This window comes from Pseudomonas sp. W15Feb34, from assembly GCF_023127765.1.
In the GTDB taxonomy this organism is placed as follows: domain Bacteria; phylum Pseudomonadota; class Gammaproteobacteria; order Pseudomonadales; family Pseudomonadaceae; genus Aquipseudomonas; species Aquipseudomonas synxantha_A.
In genome coordinates, this window is record NZ_SPKN01000025.1 from 333,894 (window position 1) to 354,948 (window position 21,055).

The following is a 21,055-nucleotide window of genomic DNA, read 5'->3' on the forward strand; positions in this document are numbered from 1 at the left end:
GCCCGTTGAGTATAGGAAAAGATGGCAGCCAGTTTAGGGAGCGTAGCGCTCGTTAATAAGACGCAATGTGTCGTCGGATTGCACTGATTTTTGTCAATATGACGAAGTTATCGATCAGATTGGCTGTCCGCGATCCAATTTGTTGCTGAGGATGATCGAGGTGGTGGTTTTCTCCACACCGTCGACACTGCCGATCTGGTCGAGCAGTTGGTCCAGTTGCTCCGGCGAATCGGTGCGCAGCCAGGCCACGTAATCGAATTCGCCGCTGACCGCACACAACTGCTGCACCTGCGCCATGGCACTCAGCCTGCGCAGCACCTCTTTGCCTGAGCGTGGTTGCACGGTAATCCCCACATAAGCCTGCAAACCCCCATCCGCGACGCGCTGGCCCAAGCGCACGCCGTAACCGGTGATCACCTGGGTTTTCTCCAGGCGTGCCAGGCGTGACGTGACTGTGGTGCGCGCAATCCCCAGTTGCCGGGCAAGCATGGCCACGCTTTCGCGGGCATTGAGCTGCAGGGCGGCGATCAGTTGGCGGTCGATTTCGTCTAGGGCGGGCAAGGGGGGGACTCCGGTGCGGGGGGTAATCGGGATTTATGTTACAGGCATGTGTGGCCGAGATGGCAGGCACGGAAGTTTTGAGCGTGGGCCGTTAGGGAGCTTAACGCTCCAGTGCATAAAAACTGACAGAAGTTTGCTGGTGAGACGGTCTACCTCGTTGTCATCATATTTTGTCTGGGGCCCGTTCAAGGTTGGACGGTCTTTTCATTGGTATGTTTTGTGTGTGTAAAAAGCGCGCTGCCCATTGGCAGTGTGTAATATACACACTGCAAGGTGGGGCGATGAGAAGTAGAGAGGTAATTGATCTGCTGGTTGCGGATGGATGGTTTGAGGTGGCGACAAAGGGCAGTCATCACCAGTTCAAACATCCTATAAAGCGGGGGCGAGTGACCGTCCCTCATCCCAAGTCAGAGATTGCCAAAGGCACTTTGCATAGTATTTTTAAATCAGCAGGGCTTAAGTGATGAGCCAGGCTGACGGTGAAGGAGCCCAGTGGGCTTGTTCAGAGGAGGAATGATGAAATTTCCAGTGGTAGTACATAAAGATGCTGATTCGGATTACAGCGTAACAGTCCCTGATGTACCCGGTTGCTTCTCGGCGGGCTCTTCGTTTTCCGAAGCGTTGGATAATGTACGGGAGGCGCTGGCGCTGCACCTCGAGGGGCTGGTTGCCGACGAGGAAACCCTTCCGCAGGCGCAAGAGGTTGATGCTCATCTCGAAAATCCGGACTACGCCGGTGGTGTCTGGGCGATTGTTGATTTTGATCTCGCGCCTTACTTGGGTAAGTCGGTACGGTTCAATGCTTCTTTACCCGAGCAGCTTCTACACCGGATTGACGAACGCGTGCAAAAAGATCATCGCTACGCTTCCCGATCAGGTTTTTTGGCGACGGCGGCGCTGCGTGAATTGTCCGCTTGAGTGAAATGCCAGATGCACAAAAGCCGCGCAATGCGCGGCTTTCAAGTTGGTGGGCCCAGCAGGACTCGAACCTGCGACCAAGGGATTATGAGTCCCCTGCTCTAACCAACTGAGCTATAGGCCCTCAGTAGGTCGCGGATTATAACGATGGTTTGTTCACTGTGCCATCCGAAAAATCCTCCAGCTTCGTACGAAGGAAGCTCGCGGCAAAAAGCTCCGGCGGCAGGGGCAGGCTGACGATGTAGCCTTGCATCTGTTCACAGCCTTCGGCGGCGAGGAATGTTTGCTGTGCGGGGGTCTCTACGCCTTCGGCAATGATAGTGAATTGCATGCTGTGGCCCAGCGCGATGATGGCGCGCACGATGGCGACGTCGTGGGGATCGTCGGGCAGGCCTCGAACGAAGGATTGGTCGATCTTGAGGAAGTCCAGGGGCAGGCGCTTGAGGTAGCTGAGGGACGAGTAGCCAGTGCCGAAATCATCGATCGCCAGCTGGACGCCCAAGCGTTTGAGTTGATGCAGAACCCCCAGGGCTTCTTCGGCCTGGCTCATGATGAAGTTCTCGGTGATCTCCAATTGCAGGCAGCCAGGTTCAAGGCGGTAATCGCGCAGCAGTTGTTCGATGCGTGACAACAGGTTGGGGTGACGCAGCTGCGCGCCTGCGAGGTTGACCGACAGTGGCCCGAAATCGTCGAAAGCCTCTTGCCAGGCGTGCAACTGCCGACAGGCTTGTTCCAGCACCCAGTCGCCAATCTGCAGGATCGTGCCGTTCTCTTCGGCCAGGGCGATGAAGTGTTCGGGCGGGACGTCGCCCAAGGTCGGGTGATGCCAGCGGATCAGGGCTTCGGCGCCGATCAACTCCTGGGTCAACAGGCTGCGCTTGGGTTGGTAATAGAGGCTCAGTTCTTCACGTTCGATGGCACGGCGCAGCTCGTGCTCCAGCGCTACGCGTTCATTGGCTTGGGCCGTCAAGTCGCGGGTATAGCTTTCGACACGGTTGCGGCCCTTGGCCTTGGAGCGATACATCGCAGCATCGGCGTTCTTGACCAGAGTGGCGACGTCGGTGCCATCCTGTGGGTAAAGGCTGGTGCCAATACTGGCGCTGATAAAAAACTCATGGTCACCGGCCTGGAATGGGGGTGTAAAGCAGTCGAGCAGTTTGTTCGCCAGATACTGGGCATCGCCGGCCTGCTGCAAGCCGGGCAGCAAGATGATGAATTCATCCCCGCCCAGGCGGGCAACGGTGTCGACGTCGCGCAGTTGCTGCTTGAGGCGTACGGCGATGTCTTTGAGCAGCAGGTCGCCGACCGGGTGGCCGAGGCTGTCGTTGATGTGTTTGAAACGGTCCAGGTCAAGAAACAACACCGCGCCTTGCCTGCCGCTTTCCTGCTGGCCGTTAAGGGCGGCCTGCAGTCGATTTTCAAACAGGGTGCGGTTGGGCAGACCGGTCAGCGGGTCGTGGTGGGCCTGATAGTCCAGGCGTGCCTGGGCCAGCTTGAGGCTGGAGATGTCGGCAAACACGGCAACGAAGTGCGTGATCAATTGGTCGCGGTTACGCACGGCGCTGATGGTCAGCCAGCTTGGGTACACCTCGCCGTTCTTGCGGCGGTTGGAAATCTCTCCCTGCCAGTGTCCATGGGCCGTCAATTGGTGCCACATCGCCGCATAGAATGCGCTGTCATGCAGGCCCGAGGCTAGCAGGCTCGGGGTATGGCCGAGTGCTTCGATTTCGCTGTAGCCGGTGATCTCACTGAAGGCGCGATTGACGGCACTGATGTTCTGTCGTGTGTCGGTGATCAAAACGCCTTCAGCGGTGCTCTCGAATACCGTGGCGGCCTGTTGCAGTTTTTCCTGCATCTGCTGGCGTTCGGTGATGTCCCGAGCGATGGTCAGCATGCAGTCTTCGTCACCGATGGGCAGCGGGCGACTGGAGACTTCGCAGAGGCGAAGCTGGCCGTCGGCGCGACGGATATGGCAGATGAAATCACGCACGAAGCCGTCGCGCTGCATCAATTCCAGCATGTGCTTGCGTTCGTTGAGGTCGACCCAGATGCCCAGGTCCAGGGTTGATTGGTCGAGGGAAGAGGCGCTGGTGAATCCGGTCAGATGGCTGAAACCTTCGTTCACCTCAATCAATAGGCCATCCCTTTGGCGACTCAGCAGCAAGCCGTCGGGGGACGCATGGAACGCCTTGGCGAACTTCTCTTCGGAGGTTTGCAGTTGCTGTTGGGTTTCCTTGAGCTGGGTGATATCGCGCACTACCACCACCAGAGCTTCGGTGGTGTCGAGTTGGAAAGGCTCAGCTGAGATCAGCCCCGTAAACGCTTGGCCGTTGCTGCGCAGAAAGGACATTTCCAGGTTGCGGATACTGGTGGTCTGTACCCGCTGCAACAAATCCGGCCCGACGCCCTGAATGTCCCATATATTCAGATCTGAGGCGGCTTTGCCCACGACCTCGTCGGCGGTCAGGCCAATCTGGTCCTCGAATGCCTTGTTGACCTCCAGCAGGCAGCCATCGGATAGCCTGGCGATCACCAGAATGTCGGGGCATTGTTGGAACACCGACGCAAACTTCTGCTCGGACAGTTGCAGGGCTTCCTCCGTGCGCTTGGCTTCGCTGATATCGATCATCAGGCCGCGCAGCACTGGCTCATGGCCGTGTTCGATCAGGCTGACAATATCGCGCACCCACAGGCAACGGCCGTCCGCCGTGATGACCCGGTAATCGACGCTGTGATCACGATTGGCACGGGTTTCCCGGTAGCAATACGCTTCGGTGCGCGTGAGGTCGGCGGGGTGAATGATGTTGCGCCAGAAACCCGGAATCAGCCAGTGGGCGCGCGGATAGCCGAGCAAGTCTTCGGCATGGGGCGACACATAGCTGTAGGTGAAATCGCTGATGCTCGCTTCCCAGGCGATGGCGGACAAGCTCTCTACCAGGCCGCGATAGTGGTATTCGCTGCTGCGCAGTTCTTGTTCAAGGGCGACCCTGCGGGAGATTTCCGAACTGAGCCGGCGATTGATCCGAATGACCACCGCCAGCACGGTACTGAGCAACAATACAGCGGGCAGGCCGTACGTCAGCAGGTCGACCCAGAAGGTGCGGTGATCGGTGAAGCTGCCGACCCAATGTTGCTGGATCGCATCGGTTTCGGCTGAGCTAAGGTCGGCGAGGACTTTGTCCAGGATGCCCACCAGCATTTTCTGTTCCTGCGGGACGCCCATTGCCAATTGGTAGCGATAGGGCGTTTCGCCACTGACGTACAAGCCATCGAGCTTGAGTTGGCGCAGGCTCCAGACGCTGGATGCCAAGTCGCCGACGACTGCATCCACTTCATCGGTGGCCAGGGCTTGCAGCGTCGAACTGACGTTGGGCATCGCCACCAGATTCAGGTCCGGGTGGTGAGTGCGCAGCAATTCATGGGGCGCATAGTTTTCCACCACGGCAATTTTCAGCCCGTACAAACCCTTTAGGTTGCGTGGTTTCGCGCCGCCTTCATGGGCAAGGATGACAATGGGAAAGTCGAGGTAGGGGCGTGTAAAGGCCAGGTAGCTTTGGCGCTCCGGAGTGGACATGATGCCGGGTAGCAAGTCGAGCTGGTTGCTCCGGGCTTGTTCAAGTACAGCGGTCCAGTTTGCCGGTTCGATCAGCTTGATCCTGACACCCAGTCGGTCCTGGATCAGGCGTACATAGTCGGCAGCCAGGCCCTGGTAACGACCATTCTCATCACGGTATTCAAAGGGGGGCCAGGACGCGTCCACCCCAAGGCGAAGCTCCTGATGGTCCGCCAACCAGCTACGCTCATCCTCCGTGAGAGTCAACGCGCCAGCCGTTGCGGTCCAGGTCAGCAGCGACAGTAGCAACACGGTCGGCAATCTGGGCATAACGGTCTCGTTATGGCACGGGGAATAGTTCGAGTGTAGACGGGCATTTCAGGGGAGGGGTGTTGCGGGGAATTTTATCTGTGCAAAACAAAACCCCCGGCCTGGGCCGGGGGTTCTGGTATCACTCGTCGAGGAAGGAGCGCAGATGCTCGCTTCGCGTCGGGTGGCGCAACTTGCGCAGTGCCTTGGCTTCGATCTGACGGATCCGCTCGCGGGTCACGTCAAATTGCTTACCGACTTCCTCAAGGGTGTGGTCGGTATTCATGTCGATGCCGAAACGCATGCGCAGTACCTTGGCTTCACGGGCAGTGAGGCCGGACAGTACGTCGCGAGTCGCTTCTTTCAGGCTCTCAACGGTGGCGACATCGATTGGCGACTGCATGGTCGAGTCTTCGATGAAGTCACCCAGATGGGAGTCTTCGTCATCACCAATCGGCGTTTCCATGGAGATCGGCTCTTTAGCGATCTTCAATACCTTGCGGATTTTATCCTCAGGCATTTCCATGCGTTCGCCCAGCTCTTCCGGGGTCGGTTCGCGACCCATTTCCTGCAACATCTGCCGGGAAATACGGTTGAGCTTGTTGATGGTCTCGATCATGTGCACCGGAATACGGATGGTGCGGGCCTGGTCGGCGATCGAGCGAGTGATCGCCTGACGAATCCACCAGGTTGCATAAGTCGAGAACTTGTAGCCGCGACGGTATTCGAACTTGTCTACCGCTTTCATCAAGCCGATGTTGCCTTCCTGGATCAGGTCCAGGAACTGCAGGCCACGGTTGGTGTACTTCTTGGCGATCGAGATCACCAGACGCAAGTTCGCTTCAACCATCTCTTTTTTCGCGCGGCGGGCCTTGGCCTCACCGATCGACATGCGACGGTTGATGTCCTTGATTTCAGCAATCGTCAGACCGGTTTCGGTCTCAAGCGCAGTCAGCTTCTGCTGGCAGCGGATGATATCGGGCTGCAGGCGGCCGATGGCTTCGGCGTATTTCGCCTTGCCCTTGGCTAGTGCGTCGGTCCAGCTTTCGTCAACTTCGTTGCCCGGGAACTGGCGCAGGAAGTCGGTACGCGGCATACGGGCATCACGCACGCACAGCTGCATGATCGCACGCTCTTGTGCACGCAGACGCTCAAGGGCGCTACGAACGCGCTCGACCAAACCTTCGAATTGCTTGGGCACCAGCTTGATCGGCATGAACAGCTCAGCCAGCGCCACCAGCTCGGCAATTGCCTGCTTGTTGGAGCGACCATGCTTCTTCAGAGCCTTGCGGGTGATTTCCATTTGATCGGAAACCGCACCGAAACGCTGGGCCGCGACGATTGGGTCCGGGCCGCTTTCGACTTCATCTTCGTCGTCGCTGCTGGCTTCGGCGTCGTCGTCTTCGGCGTCGTCATCCGCTTTCGCGGCTTTGGCGTCGACAGGCGGCGGTACTTCGGCGGCAGGCGGCGCAATGCCGTCGTCCGGGTCGATGTAACCGCTCAGGACGTCGGACAGGCGGCCACCTTCGGTGGTGACGCGGGTGTACTCGGAGAGAATGTGGTCAACCGTGCCTGGGAAGTGCGCAATTGCGCCCATCACTTCACGGATGCCCTCTTCGATACGCTTGGCGATTTCGATTTCGCCTTCGCGTGTCAGCAGCTCGACAGTACCCATTTCACGCATATACATGCGCACCGGGTCCGTCGTGCGGCCGATATCGGTCTCTACTGCAGCCAGCGCGGCAGCAGCTTCCTCAGCGGCGGCCTCGTCGGTATCAGCGTCGGCCAGCATAAGGGAATCCTTATCTGGCGCGACTTCGAATACGTTGATCCCCATGTCGTTAATCATGCGGATGATGTCTTCCACCTGCTCTGGATCTGAAATATCCTCAGGCAGGTGGTCGTTGACCTCCGCGTAAGTCAGGTAACCCTGCTCACGACCAAGTGTGATCAACTCTTTGATACGAGACTGCTGTTGCGCTTTTCCGGACATAACACCCTATCCACTGAAGGTCTTGGCGGGCAAAAAACAAGCCGAGGATTATACCCGAGCTATGACCTCACACGCCAGCTGAGGTCGGGTTTGATGCGTAAACATTCTGTTTTAAGAGGTCGCGCATCTGTTTTGCTATCTGAATCTGCTCTTCAGCCGACAATCCCGGCTGCCTTGCTCTCTTAATGAGCTCATCGAGGGTCTGAGTGTGTTGACCCGCAGATAACCTATTAATGGTGTCTAAAAACTGTTGTTCAAGGTTGTCGCCGTCAATTAGCCACTCCTTTTCCGCCAATGCTTTCAATAAACGGCCTTGTTCCGTGCCGTGCCAGCGAGCCATCAGCTGGATTGAGTTTAGCTTGGGATTTTTCTGCACCGCCTCGATCAGGGCAATCAGCACCTGGGCGTAGGTGTTGCTTTCGTTGGCAAAGTGGTCGGCGCTTTCAACCTTGCCGGCCAGTTGTGGGTGATGAATCAGCGTACGCAGCGCAATAAGCGTCGGGGCTTCCACTGCTACGGGTGTGCGTGGAGCGTAGGCTTCATCGCGATCACCGCGCTTGCCATTTTTGCTCCAGGGTTTCTTGTCCCATTTCTTGCCGCCGGCCCCGGGCTTTTTCGGCGTCCACTCCTGTTGGGGGGCAAAGGCCTCCTGAGGCTGGTGAAAGTCGGCATAGTCCGGCATGGCGTCGTAATCCATGCCTGGATCGTAGGCTGGCGGCGCATCTTGCGGTGCGCTATGCACCAGCTGGCTCACGGCTTCGCCACTCAAACCGGTAATTTCCAGCAGGCGCTGGCGCATCAGCGTGCGCAAATTGGCGCCTGGCACCTTGTCGATCAATGGCGCAGCGAGGGTGGCCATATGAGCCTTGCCTTCGAGCGAGCGCGGGTCGGCTTCTTCGGTCAATTGCTGGAAAAAATAATCCGCCAGCGGCTGCGCATGTTGATTGATGCGCGCACGGAACGCGTCGGTACCCTCCGAACGGACCAGGGTATCCGGGTCTTCGCCTTCGGGCAGGAACAGGAAGCGTGCGCGGCGCCCGTCCTGCAGGCTTGACAGTGTGGCCTCAAGCGCACGCCAGGCGGCGTTACGGCCGGCCTGGTCGCCGTCAAAGCAGAACAGCACGCTGGGCACAACGCGGAACAGGCGCTTCAAATGCTCTTCGCTGGTGGCGGTGCCCAGGGTTGCCACGGCGTTGCGCAGACCTTGCTGGGCCAGGGCGATCACGTCCATATAGCCTTCAACCACGATGATTTCGTCGAGGTTGCGGTTGTTCTTGCGCGCTTCGAACAGGCCGTAGAGTTCCTGGCCCTTGTGGAACACCGGGGTTTCCGGGGAGTTCAGGTACTTGGGCTTGTCGTCCCCGAGTACGCGGCCACCGAAAGCGATGATGCGGCCACGGCTGTCGCGGATCGGAAACATCACGCGGTCGCGGAAACGGTCATAACGCTTGCCGGTCTCGGCGTTTTCTATCAGCAGGCCGGCATCGATCATGGCCTTTTGCTGCAGGGTGTCGCTGCTCAGGTGTTTGTACAGGTTGTCCCAGCCGGGCGGGGCGAAGCCGAGGCCGAAGTCGCGGGCGATTTCACCGGTGAGGCCGCGGCCCTTGAGGTAGTCAACGGCGGCCTTGCGCTGCGGATGGCTTTTAAGCGCCTGGCGATAGAAGTCGGCGGCCGCGGTCAGCAGCGGATACAGCGGCGAATCGGTGGGTTGCCGGGGTTTGTGCGGGCGGCCACTTTCTTCCCGGGGGATTTCCATGCCCGCGGCTTTTGCCAGATCCTCGACGGCCTGGGGAAAGTCCAGGTTGTCGTGGTCCATCAGGAAGCCGAGGGCGTTACCGCCAGCGCCGCAACCGAAGCAATAATAGAATTGCTTGTCGGGACTGACACTGAATGACGGCGTTTTTTCTTTATGGAACGGGCAGCAGGCGGTGTAGTTTTTGCCGGCTTTTTTCAGCTGTACGCGTGAGCTGACAACATCGACGATGTCGGTGCGGTTCAGAAGGTCGTCAATAAAGCTCTGGGGAATCAGCCCGGCCATGGCGTTCTCGTCATCACTGCGTGTAAATGAGGGCCCGTGAAGTGTTCAAGCGCACGTATGGAGTGCTTGATCATCATCGTCTGCATGGGTCTTCAGGAAGTGTATCTGCCGAATATTCACTGAGGGTAGTTTCTGATCAGTGTTCGGCATGGAAATGTTGCCCGGGCGTCCGGTCTTGGCCAATGGTGGGCCTCGGAAACGCATCGATGGGCACAGCCGATACAGTTGATCGCCTGCTTGAAGAATAGGTGTGCTCGTCAGTAGCCTTGTTAGGCTCGTCAGAAGAGACGTGCACCGCTGGCAAAAGAGCCAGCCCTGACGTGTGAAGCAGTGTCTCGGTCGCATGTGCGGCGTCGACGGTGAAGCATCAAGCGATATCCGCAAATGCCAACAGCCCGGCTGAGGGCCGGGCTTGGCAGAAGCTTGCTACGAACGTCTGTGTATTAGTACAGACGAACGGCGCGGCGCTGTTCGCGCTGAACTTTCTTGGCGTGACGCTTAACAGCGGCTGCTGCTTTACGCTTACGCTCAGAAGTTGGCTTCTCATAAAATTCGCGGCTACGAACTTCAGCCAGAACACCGGCTTTTTCGCAGGAGCGCTTGAAACGACGCAGAGCTACGTCGAAGGGTTCGTTCTCTTTTACTTTGACGGCTGGCATCCAGAGCTACCTTCTTTCATTACCGGGAATCAACGTTCTCGTCGCAAAAAATTCGCGGCTGAGGTCGTCGGTTTTTAAGGGTTGCGGATGTTAACCCCTCATTGGCCGGAATGCAAAGCCTCTGATCGAAAACCGCTAGTCGGGAGGGGGAGTGGCGACTATTATGCGCGCCTTCGAATTCAGCCTCTACAAGGCGCAAACCCATGCTAGTACTGGGACTTGAAACCTCCTGCGACGAAACCGGAGTCGCACTATACGACAGTGAACGCGGGCTTTTGGCCGATGCACTGTTCAGTCAGATCGACCTGCACCGCGCCTATGGCGGCGTGGTTCCGGAGCTGGCCAGCCGTGATCATGTCAAACGCATGCTGCCGTTGATTCGCCAGGTGCTGGATGAGGCCGGCTGTGTGCCGACCGAGATCGACGCCATCGCCTACACGGCAGGCCCCGGATTGGTCGGAGCCCTTCTGGTTGGGGCTTCTTGCGCCCAGGCGCTGGCCTTTGCCTGGGGTATTCCCGCCCTTGGCGTGCACCACATGGAAGGCCATTTGCTGGCGCCGATGTTGGAAAAAACACCTCCAGAGTTCCCGTTCGTCGCTTTGTTGGTGTCGGGTGGTCATACGCAGTTGGTTCAGGTCGATGGAATCGGCCAATACACGCTGTTGGGCGAGTCCCTGGATGATGCCGCCGGTGAAGCGTTCGACAAAACCGCGAAGATGATGGGGCTTAACTATCCTGGTGGTCCGGAAATCGCCCGTCTGGCCGAGAAAGGCGTCGCCGGGCGCTACGTTTTCCCGCGTCCGATGTGTGATCGGCCGGGGCTGATGTTCAGTTTCAGCGGTTTGAAAACGTCCGCGCTGAATACCTGGCAGCAGAGCGTCAGCGCCGGGGACGACGGTCAGCAAGCCCGTTGCGACATCGCACTGGCGTTCCAGCAGGCCGTGGTAGAGACTTTGACCATCAAGTGCAAGCGCGCCCTCAAGCAGGCAGGTATGAAGCGGCTGGTGATCGCAGGCGGCGTCAGCGCCAATAAGGCGTTGCGCAGTTCGCTTGAAAAAATGCTCGGCGACATGCAAGGCCATGTGTTCTACGCCCGCCCGGAATTCTGCACTGACAACGGCGCGATGATTGCCTACGCCGGCTGCCAGCGCTTGCAGGCCGGGCAGCATGAAAGCCTGGCGATCAGCGTGCAGGCGCGCTGGCCGATGGAGCAGTTGCCGCCGCTGTAGGGCTTACGTGAACCGGTTTCGCCCGGCGTATTTAAAAATGCCGTTCGCGCCCGGCAAACAGGTCGCGTAGATTGCCGCGGTGGCGCCAGACGATCAGCAGTGTCAGCACGCTCATCGGCAGTAACGCCTGCGGTGCCTGCCAGGCCAACAGCGGCAGGGTAAGCGGGGTGGCAATCAGCGCGGCCAACGAGCTGGTACGGGTCAGGTAGAACGTCAGCAGCCAGGCGAGCATGGCCAGCAATGCTGCCGGTGGGTAGATGCCCAGCAGCATCCCGGCCGCGGTGGCGACACCCTTGCCACCGCGAAAGCGGAAGTACAATGGGAACAGGTGACCGAGGACGGCGCATATGCCCACCCAGGCCTGCTGTTGCAAGGCAAGACCGGCGAGACTGGCGATCAGCACGGGCAGCAGGCCCTTGCAAACGTCGCCCAGCAGGGTCAGGACGGCAAGTTTCTTGCCGGCCAGGCGCAACATATTGGTGGCGCCGGCATTGCCTGAACCACTCATTCGCGGATCGGGATTTCCCGTCAGGCGGCTGAGCAAAATGGCGAAGGACAGCGAGCCGAGCAGGTAGGCGAAAATCGCCAGTGACCAAAACATGCTAACTATTCCGGGCGAGGACGCCCTGATTCTAACGGGGCATCGCGCCCTTGTCGTGCTGCGGAGAAGAGTGCTTGGACAGAGTGTTTATCGAAGGCCTGGAAGTGGACACCGTGATCGGGGCCTACGACTGGGAGCGCGGCATCCGTCAATGCCTGCGCCTGGACCTGAGCTTTGCTTGGGATAATCGCCCGGCCGCCGCGGGTGATGACCTGACCCTGGCGCTGGACTACGCCAGTGTATCCGCGCGTATCCAGGCCTTTGCCGAGCATTCCCAGTATCAGTTGGTGGAAACCTTTGCCGAGCGCCTGGCCGAAGTGCTGATGAGCGAATTCCAGATTCCCTGGTTGCACCTCAAGTTGACCAAGCCAGGCGCGGTGCCCGCTGCCAAGGGCGTGGGCGTGGAGATCGAGCGCGGATGTCGTTGACTCAGGTTTACCTCGGGCTTGGCAGCAACATCGAGCGCGAGAGCCGTCTATGTGCCGGCCTGGATGCGCTGGCAGGGTTCCTGACGCAGATGCGCTGCTCGGCGGTGTTCGAGAGCCAGCCGGTGGGTATCAAGAGCGGGCCGTTTTTCAACCTGGTGGTGTCGGCCTATACCGACCTGCCGTTGATGGAGCTGGACCGTCGACTCAAACTCATCGAGGCCGATAATGGCCGGTATGCACCTGACCGCAAAGGGTTACCGCTGGATATCGATGTGCTGTTGTATGGCGACTTGGTGGGGGATTTTGATGGATTGATCCTGCCGCGAGCCGAAATTCTGAAAAATGCCTTTGTATTGTGGCCGCTGTCGATGATGGCGCCGGACCGTGTTCACCCTGAGGCTGGCAAGACAATGGCCGAGCTGTGGCGCGATGCGCAGATCGATCAGGTGCTGGCGCCTGTCGGCTTTGAGTGGCAAGGCCAGCAACTTACACCGGACACCCTCCTGTAGAAGCCGAGCTTGCCGTGGCGAGGGAGCTTGCTCCCGTTGGGCTGCGCAGCAGCCCCACTATTTTGGGAGCGCTTCGCACTCCAGCGGGAGCAAGCTCCTTCGCCACAAAGGCCGTTATTTCGGTGAAGGCTGTTCCTTGTAGGCTTTCAGCGCGTTCAGCCGTTCGCGCTTGAGCGCTTCTCCCAGCTCGGGGCCTTTGAAACCTTTTTCCAGCAGTGGTGCGACCGGTACTTCGCGTGCAGCCTTCGCCGCGCCGCGCAAATAATCCGCCTGTGGATAACTGCGCTGCTCAAGACCCTTGCGGCCCCGGGCATCCATTTCGCAGGCCACCACAAACTCTTCGAAGCGTTGCGGCCGGCGGTACACGTCAAAGCTTTGCAGCAACTCCAGCAAAGTCGAGGCTTTCAGGTCCAGCGCTCGATGCCCATGGGTATGAAATTGCCCCACCAGCAAGGCCAGTTCCTGGCAATCCCTCGGTACCTTGAAGCGTTCGTTCACCGCCTTGATCAGCTTCAAGCCACGGTGCTCATGGGCAATGTGCTGCGGCAACTTATCCACAGGCGTCAGGCCCTTGCCCAAATCGTGCAGCAGGCAGGCCCAGCGTACGGTCAGCGGCTGTTTGTGCAATGCAGCTTGTTCCAGCACGCTCAAGGTGTGTACGCCAGTATCTATTTCCGGGTGATGGGCTTCGGGTTGCGGTACGCCGAACAGGGCATCTACCTCCGGCATCAGGGTTTTCAGCGCATCGCAGTCGCGTAGCACCTGGATGAAAACCTGTGGCTGATCCTCCATCAGTGCGCGGGAGATTTCCTTCCAGCTGCGCTCGGGGGTAAGGGCCTCCAGTTCGCCGGACTCACTGAGCTGGCGCATCAATTCCAGCGTCTCGGGTGCGACCTTGAAACCCAGGTGTGCATAACGTGCGGAAAAGCGGGCGACGCGCAGTACTCGCAGAGGATCTTCGGCGAACGCGGGGGAAACATGACGCAAAATGCGCGCTTCAAGATCGCGTTGGCCGTGATAAGGGTCGGTCAGGGTGCCGTCATCGTCTTCTGCCATGGCATTGATGGTCAGGTCGCGACGAATCAGGTCTTCCTCCAGCGTGACATCGGGGCTCGCGTGAAACACAAAACCACCGTAGCCTCGGCCACTCTTGCGTTCGGTGCGGGCGAGGGCGTACTCATCGCCGTTTTTCGGATCGAGAAATACCGGGAAATCGGCCCCTACGGGCTTATAGCCTTTGGCGAGCATCTCTTCGGTGGTTGCACCTACGACGACACGGTCGATATCGGTGACCTTGATGCCCAGCAGGCGATCACGCACCGCACCGCCGACTTTGTAGATTTTCATGAAAAAGCCTCCATTAGCGGCACAGGATAACGCCTGTGCCTGAGCAATGGAGGCTTTGCTGTTTCAGAGATGAACGACGGCCATGTCCAAGCGGCCGTAGTCGTTGTCGTTATGATCGCTGCGCGGGGGCACATGATGGGTTTTCATCACCTGATCGCCTTGCAGGGTCTCCAGGTGGATGTCAAACCCCCACAGTCGGTGCAGGTGCTTGAGCACTTCCTCGGTGGAATCGCCCAACGGCTTACGGTCGTGTTGCTGATGACGCAGGGTGAGCGAACGGTCGCCGCGCACATCGATGCTGTAGATCTGCACGTTGGGCTCGCGGTTGCCCAGGTTGTATTGGGCGGCCAGGGTTTCGCGAATGATGCGGTAGCCGGGTTCATCATGGATAGCCGGGACCACAAGGTCGTCTTTCAGGTCGTCATCCAGAATGCTGAACAGCTTGAGGTCACGAATCACCTGAGGTGAGAGGTACTGCAGGATGAAACTCTCGTCCTTGAAGCTGCTCATGGCGAACTTGATGGTCGACAACCAGTCGCTGCCAGCGATCTCCGGGAACCAGCGACGATCCTCCTCGGTGGGGTGTTCGCACATGCGACGGATATCGCGGTACATGGCAAAGCCCAGGGCATAGGGGTTGATGCCGTTGTAATACGGGCTGTCGAAGCCGGGTTGGAAGACTACGCTGGTGTGGGACGTGAGGAACTCCATCATGAAGCCGTCCGTGACCAGGCCCTCGTCGTACAGGTCGTTCATCAGCGTGTAGTGCCAGAATGTTGCCCAGCCTTCGTTCATCACCTGTGTTTGACGCTGCGGATAAAAATACTGGGCGATCTTGCGCACGATACGCACAATCTCACGTTGCCAAGGCTCCAGCAGCGGGGCGTGTTTTTCCAGAAAATACAGGATGTTTTCCTGGGGTTCGGCGGGGAAGCGTGCATTGTCCTTGTCGTTGTTTTTGCCGGCGCGCTTGGGAATGGTGCGCCACAGGTCGTTGATCTGTTTCTGCAGGTGCTCCTCGCGTTCCTTCTGGCGCAGGCGCTCTTCCTCGGCTGAAATCGGATAGGGACGCTTGTAGCGGTCGACCCCGTAATTCATCAGTGCATGGCAGGAGTCCAACAGGTCTTCCACCGCATCAATGCCGTGTCGTTCTTCGCATTGCATGATGTACTGCTTGGCAAACACGAGGTAATCGATGATTGAGCTGGCGTCGGTCCAGGTTCGAAACAGGTAGTTGCCTTTGAAGAAACTGTTATGTCCATAGCAGGCATGAGCCACCACCAGCGCCTGCATGCAGATGGTGTTTTCTTCCATCAGATAGGCGATGCACGGGTCGGAGTTGATCACGATCTCGTAGGCCAGGCCCATCTGGCCTCGCGTATAGGACTTTTCGGTACTGAGGAAGTGTTTGCCATAGGACCAGTGGTGATAACCCAGCGGCATGCCCACCGAGGCATAGGCATCCATCATTTGCTCAGCGGTGATCACTTCAATCTGGTTGGGGTAAGTGTCCAGGGCATAACCTGCCGCAATACGGCTGATTTCCCGGTCATAGGCCTGGATCAGTTCAAAGGTCCACTCGGAGCCAGTGGATAGGGGTTGGCGCTTGTTCTCTTTTTTGGCGGTCATGTCACTAACCTGCGCTGGAAGAGTTCACGGAAGACCGGATAGATATCGCCGGCCGAGACCAGTTGCTGTTGGGCGAACGTGTCGGCAAAGGCTTCGCCGATGCGCTCGTATTCGAACCACAGGGCCTGATGCTCACGGGGGGTGATTTCAACATAGGTGTAGTACTGCACGAACGGCATGATCTGGTTGATCAGAATGTCGCGGCAGATCGGCGAATCGTCGTTCCAATTGTCGCCATCCGAAGCTTGTGCAGCGTAGATGTTCCATTCGTTGGCAGGGTAGCGCTCGGCCATGATTTCCTGCATCAGCTTCAAGGCGCTGGATACGATGGTGCCGCCGGTTTCCCGCGAATAAAAAAACTCTTCTTCATCCACTTCCCGTGCGCTGGTGTGATGGCGAATAAAAACTACGTCAATCTTGTCGTAGTTCCGTTTCAGGAACAGGTACAGCAGGATGAAGAAACGCTTGGCGATGTCCTTGGTGGCCTGGGTCATGGAGCCGGAGACATCCATCAGGCAGAACATCACGGCCTTGGAGCTGGGGTTGGGTTGCTTGACCAGCAGGTTGTATTTCAAGTCAAAGGTGTCGAGGAACGGGACGCGGTGAATGCGTGCGCTGAGTTTCTCGATTTCCGTCTCGATTTCCTGGATATCGCCGAAGTTGTCTGGTTCTTCACGCTTCAAACGCGCCAGCTCTTCCTTGGCCGCCTTCAGTTTTGCGCGGCTGCTGCCCGAGAGGGCGATGCGTCGTGCATGGGCTGAACGCAAAGTGCGGATGATGTTGATGCGCGAGGGGTTGCCCTCGTTGCTGATCCCGGCGCGTACGGTCTTGAACGTGTCGGTGCCGGTCAGGTTGCGCTTGACCAGGTTGGGCAACTCCAGGTCTTCGAACATGAATTCGAGAAATTCCTCCTGGGTGATCTGGAACACGAATTCGTCCATGCCTTCGCCGGAATTACCGGCCTTGCCCGGACCTTTGCCGCCACCGCCGCCTTGTGGGCGCTGGATGTGTTCGCCGGTGGTGAATTCCTTGTTGCCGGGGTGCACGACGGTCTGTTTGCCGCCGCGCCCGTGGTGAAGCACGGGCTCGTCAATGTCCCGGCCGGGAATGCTGATTTGCTCGCCATGCTCCATGTCGGTAATGGAGCGGCGGCTGACGGCTTCTTCTACGGCCTTTTTGATGTGGTCACGGTAACGCCGCAGGAAACGCTGGCGGTTTACCGTGCTCTTGTTCTTGCCATTAAGGCGTCGGTCGATCACATAGCTCATGGGGAGCCCTCCGGGCAGCTTCACGTTACAAGCTTCAAGCCGCGAGCTGGAAGCTTAGAGACAAGCGGTCAGCCGCCAGGCCGGATGCCTGGCAGCGTTGGCTTGTCGCTGCCTTACTGCGATTTACGCACCCGCAAGTACCACTCGGAGAGCAGTCGTACCTGTTTGTCGGTGTAGCCGCGCTCGACCATTCGTGTGACGAAGTCGTTGTGTTTTTGCTGATCCTCCTTGCTGGCCTTGGCATTGAAGCTGATGACCGGCAGCAGATCCTCGGTGTTGGAGAACATTTTCTTTTCGATGACCACCCGCAGCTTCTCGTAGCTGAGCCAGGTGGGATTCTTGCCATTGTTGTTGGCACGGGCGCGCAGTACGAAGTTGACGATTTCGTTGCGGAAATCCTTTGGGTTGCTGATGCCGGCCGGTTTCTCGATCTTCTCAAGCTCTTCGTTGAGCGCCACTCGATTGAGGATTTCGCCGGTTTCCGGATCGCGGTACTCCTGGTCCTGAATCCAGAAGTCGGCGTACAGCACATAGCGGTCGAAGATGTTCTGACCGTACTCGCTGTAGGACTCCAGGTACGCGGTCTGGATTTCCTTGCCGATAAACTCGATGTAGCGCGGTGCCAGGTATTCCTTGAGGAAGCGCAGGTAGCGTTCGCGGGTTTCCGCCTGGAATTGCTCCTGTTCGATCTGCTGCTCCAGTACATACAGCAGATGCACCGGGTTGGCGGCGATCTCGTGGGGGTCGAAGTTGAAGACTTTGGACAGGATCTTGAACGCAAAGCGTGTCGACAGGCCATTCATGCCCTCATCGACGCCCGCTGTATCGCGATACTCCTGGATCGACTTGGCCTTGGGGTCGGTGTCCTTGAGGTTCTCGCCGTCATACACCCGCATTTTCGAATAGATATTCGAGTTCTCCGGCTCCTTGAGGCGCGACAGTACGGTGAACTGGGCGAGCATCTTCAACGTGTCGGGTGCGCAGTGGGCCTTGGCCAGGGAGCTGTTGAACAGCAGCTTGTCGTAAATCTTGATCTCATCGCTGACCCGCAGGCAGTACGGCACCTTGACGATATAGATCCGGTCGATGAAGGCTTCGTTGTTCTTGTTGTTACGGAAGGTGTGCCATTCCGATTCATTGGAGTGGGCCAGCAGGATCCCGGTGAACGGAATCGCGCCCAGGCCTTCGGTGCTGTTGTAGTTGCCTTCCTGGGTAGCGGTGAGCAGTGGGTGGAGCACCTTTATCGGCGCCTTGAACATCTCCACGAACTCCATCAAGCCCTGGTTGGCCCGGCACAGCGCGCCGGAGTAGCTGTAGGCGTCAGCGTCGTTCTGTGGGAATTCTTCGAGTTTGCGGATATCGACCTTGCCCACCAGTGCAGAAATATCCTGGTTGTTTTCGTCGCCCGGTTCGGTCTTGGCTACGCCGATCTGGTTGAGGATCGACGGGTAGAGTTTCACTACGCGGAATTGGCTGATATCACCGCCGAACTCGGCCAGGCGCTTGGTGGCCCAAGGCGACATGATGGTGTTGAGGTAGCGCCGCGGGATACCGAAGTCTTCTTCGAGAATCGCGCCATCTTCCGTGGCGTTGAACAGGCCCAGGGGCGACTCGAAGACCGGCGAGCCCTTGATCGCGTAGAAGGGCACCTTCTCGATCAACTGCTTGAGCTTTTCCGCCAGGGACGACTTGCCGCCGCCGACTGGCCCGAGCAGGTAAAGGATCTGTTTCTTCTCTTCCAGGCCTTGGGCGGCATGGCGGAAGTAGGAGACGATCTGGTCGATGCATTCTTCCATGCCATGGAAGTCTTCAAAGGCCGGATAGCGGCGGATCACCTTGTTGGAGAATATTCGCGACAGGCGCGAATTGTTGGCGGTTTCCACCAGCTCCGGCTCGCCGATCGCCAATAGCAGGCGTTCGGCGGCAGAGGCATAGGTGCTGCGGTCTTGCTTGCACAGCTCGAGATACTCTTGAAGCGTGAGTTCTTCCTGCTGCGTGGACGCGAAGCGTTGTTGGAAGTGGCTAAAGATACTCATGACGTCGTCACCTCGCTCGATACGTGGAGCCGACGCCGGATCAATCAGCGGATGCTGGCAGTCATTGACACGCGCCAATGGCTGTTTTCCCCCCAGAACACCCTGAAACGCTACCGATGACCCGTACGCCGGTGTACCGGCTCTCCCCTGATTCGGATGGCCTGCGCTTAAGGATAGTTCGGAATCCGGGAGGTCAAGGCGCGATGCGCAATTAGTTTGGCTGCGCCGTTCGTCAGAAACGGCGCAAGCCCAAGCGTCACGCGGGATAGCGGGGTGTGAAAAAAATTATTGCGAATCGCCTTCGGAAATTTCCGAAGGGTAGGTCCCACGCCACAGCTCAAAGCCGCCGTCCAGGCTATAGACGTCGGAGAAGCCCTGGCTGACCAGGTAAGCGGCCGCGCTCTGGCTGGAATTGCCGTGGTAGCAGGCTACGATCAGCGGCGCATCGAGGTCGGCGGCGCGGATGAAGTCGGCGATGTTGACGTTGTCCAGATGCTTGGCGCCGGGGATATGAGCTGCCGCATAGGTAGGCTGGTCGCGGATATCGACGACCACCGCGCCTTGCTCGCGCAGCGCTTGGGCTTCTTGGGGAGGGATACGTTTGAATTCGGTCATGGCGGGCTCCTATGGTTTGGCGGCGGCCGGCTGGGTAATGGAAAGAGGGGGTTCACACTGGCAGCCGAAGCGCTCGCCGGTGTCGATGTTCATCAGGGTCATGGCGCCGCCCCATACGCAGCCGGTGTCGAGGGCGAACACGCCGGGTTCGTCGCATTTGCCTTCCAGGGCGGCCCAGTGACCAAAGATGATCTTCGTATCACGGGTCTTGCGCTCCTTATGGGCGAACCATGGCTTGTAGCCGGGTAGCGCGGTGTCGGCGCCTTCCTTGCTCTTGAGGTCCAGCTTGCCTTCAGCGGTGCAGAAGCGCATCCGCGTAAAGTAGTTGGTGATCACGCGCAGGCGGGTTACGCCCGTGAGGTCGTTGTCCCACTTCACCGGTTCGTTGCCGTACATGCCGTCCAGGTAGGTGGTGTACAGGGTGTCATCGGCCAGTGCACTTTGGACTTCAGCGGCGCATTTGAGGGCTTTTTTCAGCGTCCACTGAGGTGGGATGCCTGCATGCACCAAGGCCATGTTGCGGCCCTCATCGTAGTGCATGAGTTTTTGCCGGCGCAGCCAGTCGAGCAACTCGGCGCGGTCCGGCGCTTCGAGGATTTCGCGCAGGGTGTCGCCCTTTTTCAGGCGCTCGATGTTATTGCCGGCCGCGAGCAGGTGCAGGTCGTGGTTGCCGAGTACGCATACCAGCGAGTCACGCAGGCTATAGAGATAGCGCAGGGTCTCCAGGGAGTGGGGGCCTCGGTTGACGAGGTCGCCCACCAGCCACAGGCGATCGCTTGCGGGGTCAAAGGCTACGCGCTCGAGCAGGCACTTGAGAGGTTCCAGGCAACCTTGCAGGTCGCCGACCGCGTACGTCGCCATCAGTGCAGGGCTCCGGGCACCGCGAGGCGGAAGGGCTTGATCGTTGCGTCGAACAAATGACCGTCGGTAGCTTTCATCTGATACGAGCCCTGCATGGTGCCGACCTTGGAGGTCATCACCGTGCTGCTGCTGTAGGTGTGGCTGGCGCCGCTGTTGATCAAGGGTTGCTGGCCGACAACGCCTGCTCCACGCACTTCCTCGACCTGGCCGTCGCCATCGGTAATGACCCAGTGGCGCGACAGCAGCTTGGCCGGGACCAACCCGTTGTTTTTTACGGTGACGGTGTAGGCAAAGGCAAAGCGGTTCTGTTCGGGTTGCGATTGGTCCGCCAGGAAGCGGGTGACGACGCTGACGTCGATCTGATAGCGAGGATCGGACATGCAAGAGGCCTTAAAAGCAGGGGACAGCAGATGCGGGTCAGTCTAGGCCATGAGGTGGGCACTAGGCCAGATACGTGATCCAAATGTGGGAGGGGGCTTGCTCCCGATAGCGATGTGTCAG

The 21,055-nt window shown here is 58.6% G+C and carries 18 protein-coding genes and 1 tRNA gene; 5 read left to right on the top strand and 14 right to left on the bottom strand.

Annotated features, from left to right (window positions below; all coding sequences use genetic code 11):
- Positions 1-114: 114 nt before the first annotated feature.
- On the bottom strand, positions 115-561 hold the full coding sequence (locus E4O97_RS12370; RefSeq protein ID WP_003194755.1) for an Lrp/AsnC family transcriptional regulator: 447 nt from the start codon (positions 559-561) through the stop codon (positions 115-117).
- A 281-nt stretch (positions 562-842) separates the two neighbouring features.
- Between E4O97_RS12370 and E4O97_RS12375 the strand changes: the two genes are divergently transcribed.
- Positions 843-1,025, top strand: coding sequence for a type II toxin-antitoxin system HicA family toxin (locus E4O97_RS12375; RefSeq protein WP_082629601.1), 183 nt, complete (start codon positions 843-845; stop codon positions 1,023-1,025).
- Between the two features lie 52 nt (positions 1,026-1,077).
- Positions 1,078-1,479: a type II toxin-antitoxin system HicB family antitoxin gene (locus tag E4O97_RS12380; RefSeq protein ID WP_216090387.1), complete on the top strand. Its 402-nt coding sequence runs from the start codon at positions 1,078-1,080 to the stop codon at positions 1,477-1,479.
- Between the two features lie 47 nt (positions 1,480-1,526).
- Here the strand turns inward: E4O97_RS12380 and E4O97_RS12385 are convergent.
- From E4O97_RS12385 to rpsU, 5 genes are all read right to left on the bottom strand, one after another.
- Positions 1,527-1,603, bottom strand: a tRNA-Ile gene (locus E4O97_RS12385).
- A gap of 15 nt (positions 1,604-1,618) precedes the next feature.
- Positions 1,619-5,362, bottom strand: coding sequence for a bifunctional diguanylate cyclase/phosphodiesterase (locus E4O97_RS12390; protein ID WP_216090386.1), 3,744 nt, complete (start codon positions 5,360-5,362; stop codon positions 1,619-1,621).
- 121 nt (positions 5,363-5,483) lie between these two features.
- Positions 5,484-7,334, bottom strand: coding sequence for an RNA polymerase sigma factor RpoD (rpoD, locus tag E4O97_RS12395; protein WP_005792068.1), 1,851 nt, complete (start codon positions 7,332-7,334; stop codon positions 5,484-5,486).
- 67 nt (positions 7,335-7,401) lie between these two features.
- On the bottom strand, positions 7,402-9,372 hold the full coding sequence (gene dnaG / locus E4O97_RS12400) for a DNA primase (protein WP_005792066.1): 1,971 nt from the start codon (positions 9,370-9,372) through the stop codon (positions 7,402-7,404).
- 443 nt (positions 9,373-9,815) lie between these two features.
- On the bottom strand, positions 9,816-10,031 hold the full coding sequence (rpsU, locus tag E4O97_RS12405) for a 30S ribosomal protein S21 (RefSeq protein ID WP_002551877.1): 216 nt from the start codon (positions 10,029-10,031) through the stop codon (positions 9,816-9,818).
- Between the two features lie 203 nt (positions 10,032-10,234).
- On the opposite strand from rpsU, the gene tsaD reads away from it, so the two are divergent.
- Positions 10,235-11,260, top strand: a complete 1,026-nt coding sequence (gene tsaD, locus E4O97_RS12410) for a tRNA (adenosine(37)-N6)-threonylcarbamoyltransferase complex transferase subunit TsaD (protein ID WP_005792063.1) — start codon at positions 10,235-10,237, stop codon at positions 11,258-11,260.
- Between the two features lie 31 nt (positions 11,261-11,291).
- Here tsaD and plsY read toward each other — a convergent pair whose 3' ends face one another.
- Complete coding sequence (plsY, locus tag E4O97_RS12415) at positions 11,292-11,861, bottom strand: glycerol-3-phosphate 1-O-acyltransferase PlsY (protein WP_078822482.1); 570 nt, start codon at positions 11,859-11,861, stop codon at positions 11,292-11,294.
- Positions 11,862-11,935: 74 nt separating this feature from the next.
- Here plsY and folB point away from each other — a divergent pair, with 74 nt between their 5' ends.
- Complete coding sequence (gene folB / locus E4O97_RS12420; RefSeq protein ID WP_032879173.1) at positions 11,936-12,289, top strand: dihydroneopterin aldolase; 354 nt, start codon at positions 11,936-11,938, stop codon at positions 12,287-12,289.
- Positions 12,280-12,798, top strand: a complete 519-nt coding sequence (gene folK / locus E4O97_RS12425) for a 2-amino-4-hydroxy-6-hydroxymethyldihydropteridine diphosphokinase (RefSeq protein ID WP_032879174.1) — start codon at positions 12,280-12,282, stop codon at positions 12,796-12,798. Before folB ends, folK begins: the two co-directional genes overlap by 10 nt.
- Before the next feature lie 114 nt (positions 12,799-12,912).
- On the opposite strand, the gene E4O97_RS12430 is transcribed toward folK, so the two are convergent.
- The 7 genes from E4O97_RS12430 to apaG form a co-directional block, all read right to left on the bottom strand.
- Positions 12,913-14,145, bottom strand: coding sequence for a multifunctional CCA addition/repair protein (locus E4O97_RS12430; protein WP_248161425.1), 1,233 nt, complete (start codon positions 14,143-14,145; stop codon positions 12,913-12,915).
- Between the two features lie 63 nt (positions 14,146-14,208).
- On the bottom strand, positions 14,209-15,774 hold the full coding sequence (locus E4O97_RS12435; RefSeq protein ID WP_005792056.1) for a SpoVR family protein: 1,566 nt from the start codon (positions 15,772-15,774) through the stop codon (positions 14,209-14,211).
- The gene (locus tag E4O97_RS12440; protein WP_122735999.1) at positions 15,771-17,042 is read right to left on the bottom strand and encodes a YeaH/YhbH family protein; all 1,272 of its coding nucleotides are present in this window, start codon (positions 17,040-17,042) and stop codon (positions 15,771-15,773) included. The genes E4O97_RS12435 and E4O97_RS12440 overlap by 4 nt, the downstream gene beginning before the upstream one ends.
- A 113-nt stretch (positions 17,043-17,155) precedes the next feature.
- Positions 17,156-19,078, bottom strand: a complete 1,923-nt coding sequence (locus E4O97_RS12445; RefSeq protein ID WP_003194732.1) for a PrkA family serine protein kinase — start codon at positions 19,076-19,078, stop codon at positions 17,156-17,158.
- A 285-nt stretch (positions 19,079-19,363) separates the two neighbouring features.
- Complete coding sequence (glpE, locus tag E4O97_RS12450) at positions 19,364-19,693, bottom strand: thiosulfate sulfurtransferase GlpE (protein WP_032879179.1); 330 nt, start codon at positions 19,691-19,693, stop codon at positions 19,364-19,366.
- A gap of 9 nt (positions 19,694-19,702) precedes the next feature.
- Entirely contained in the window at positions 19,703-20,554 is an 852-nt protein-coding gene (locus E4O97_RS12455) for a symmetrical bis(5'-nucleosyl)-tetraphosphatase (protein WP_078822480.1), read from the bottom strand.
- Positions 20,554-20,934 carry a Co2+/Mg2+ efflux protein ApaG gene (gene apaG / locus E4O97_RS12460; RefSeq protein ID WP_248161426.1) on the bottom strand — a complete coding sequence of 127 codons (381 nt, stop codon included), beginning with the start codon at positions 20,932-20,934 and terminating at the stop codon, positions 20,554-20,556. Before apaG ends, E4O97_RS12455 begins: the two co-directional genes overlap by 1 nt.
- Positions 20,935-21,055 lie beyond the last annotated feature (121 nt).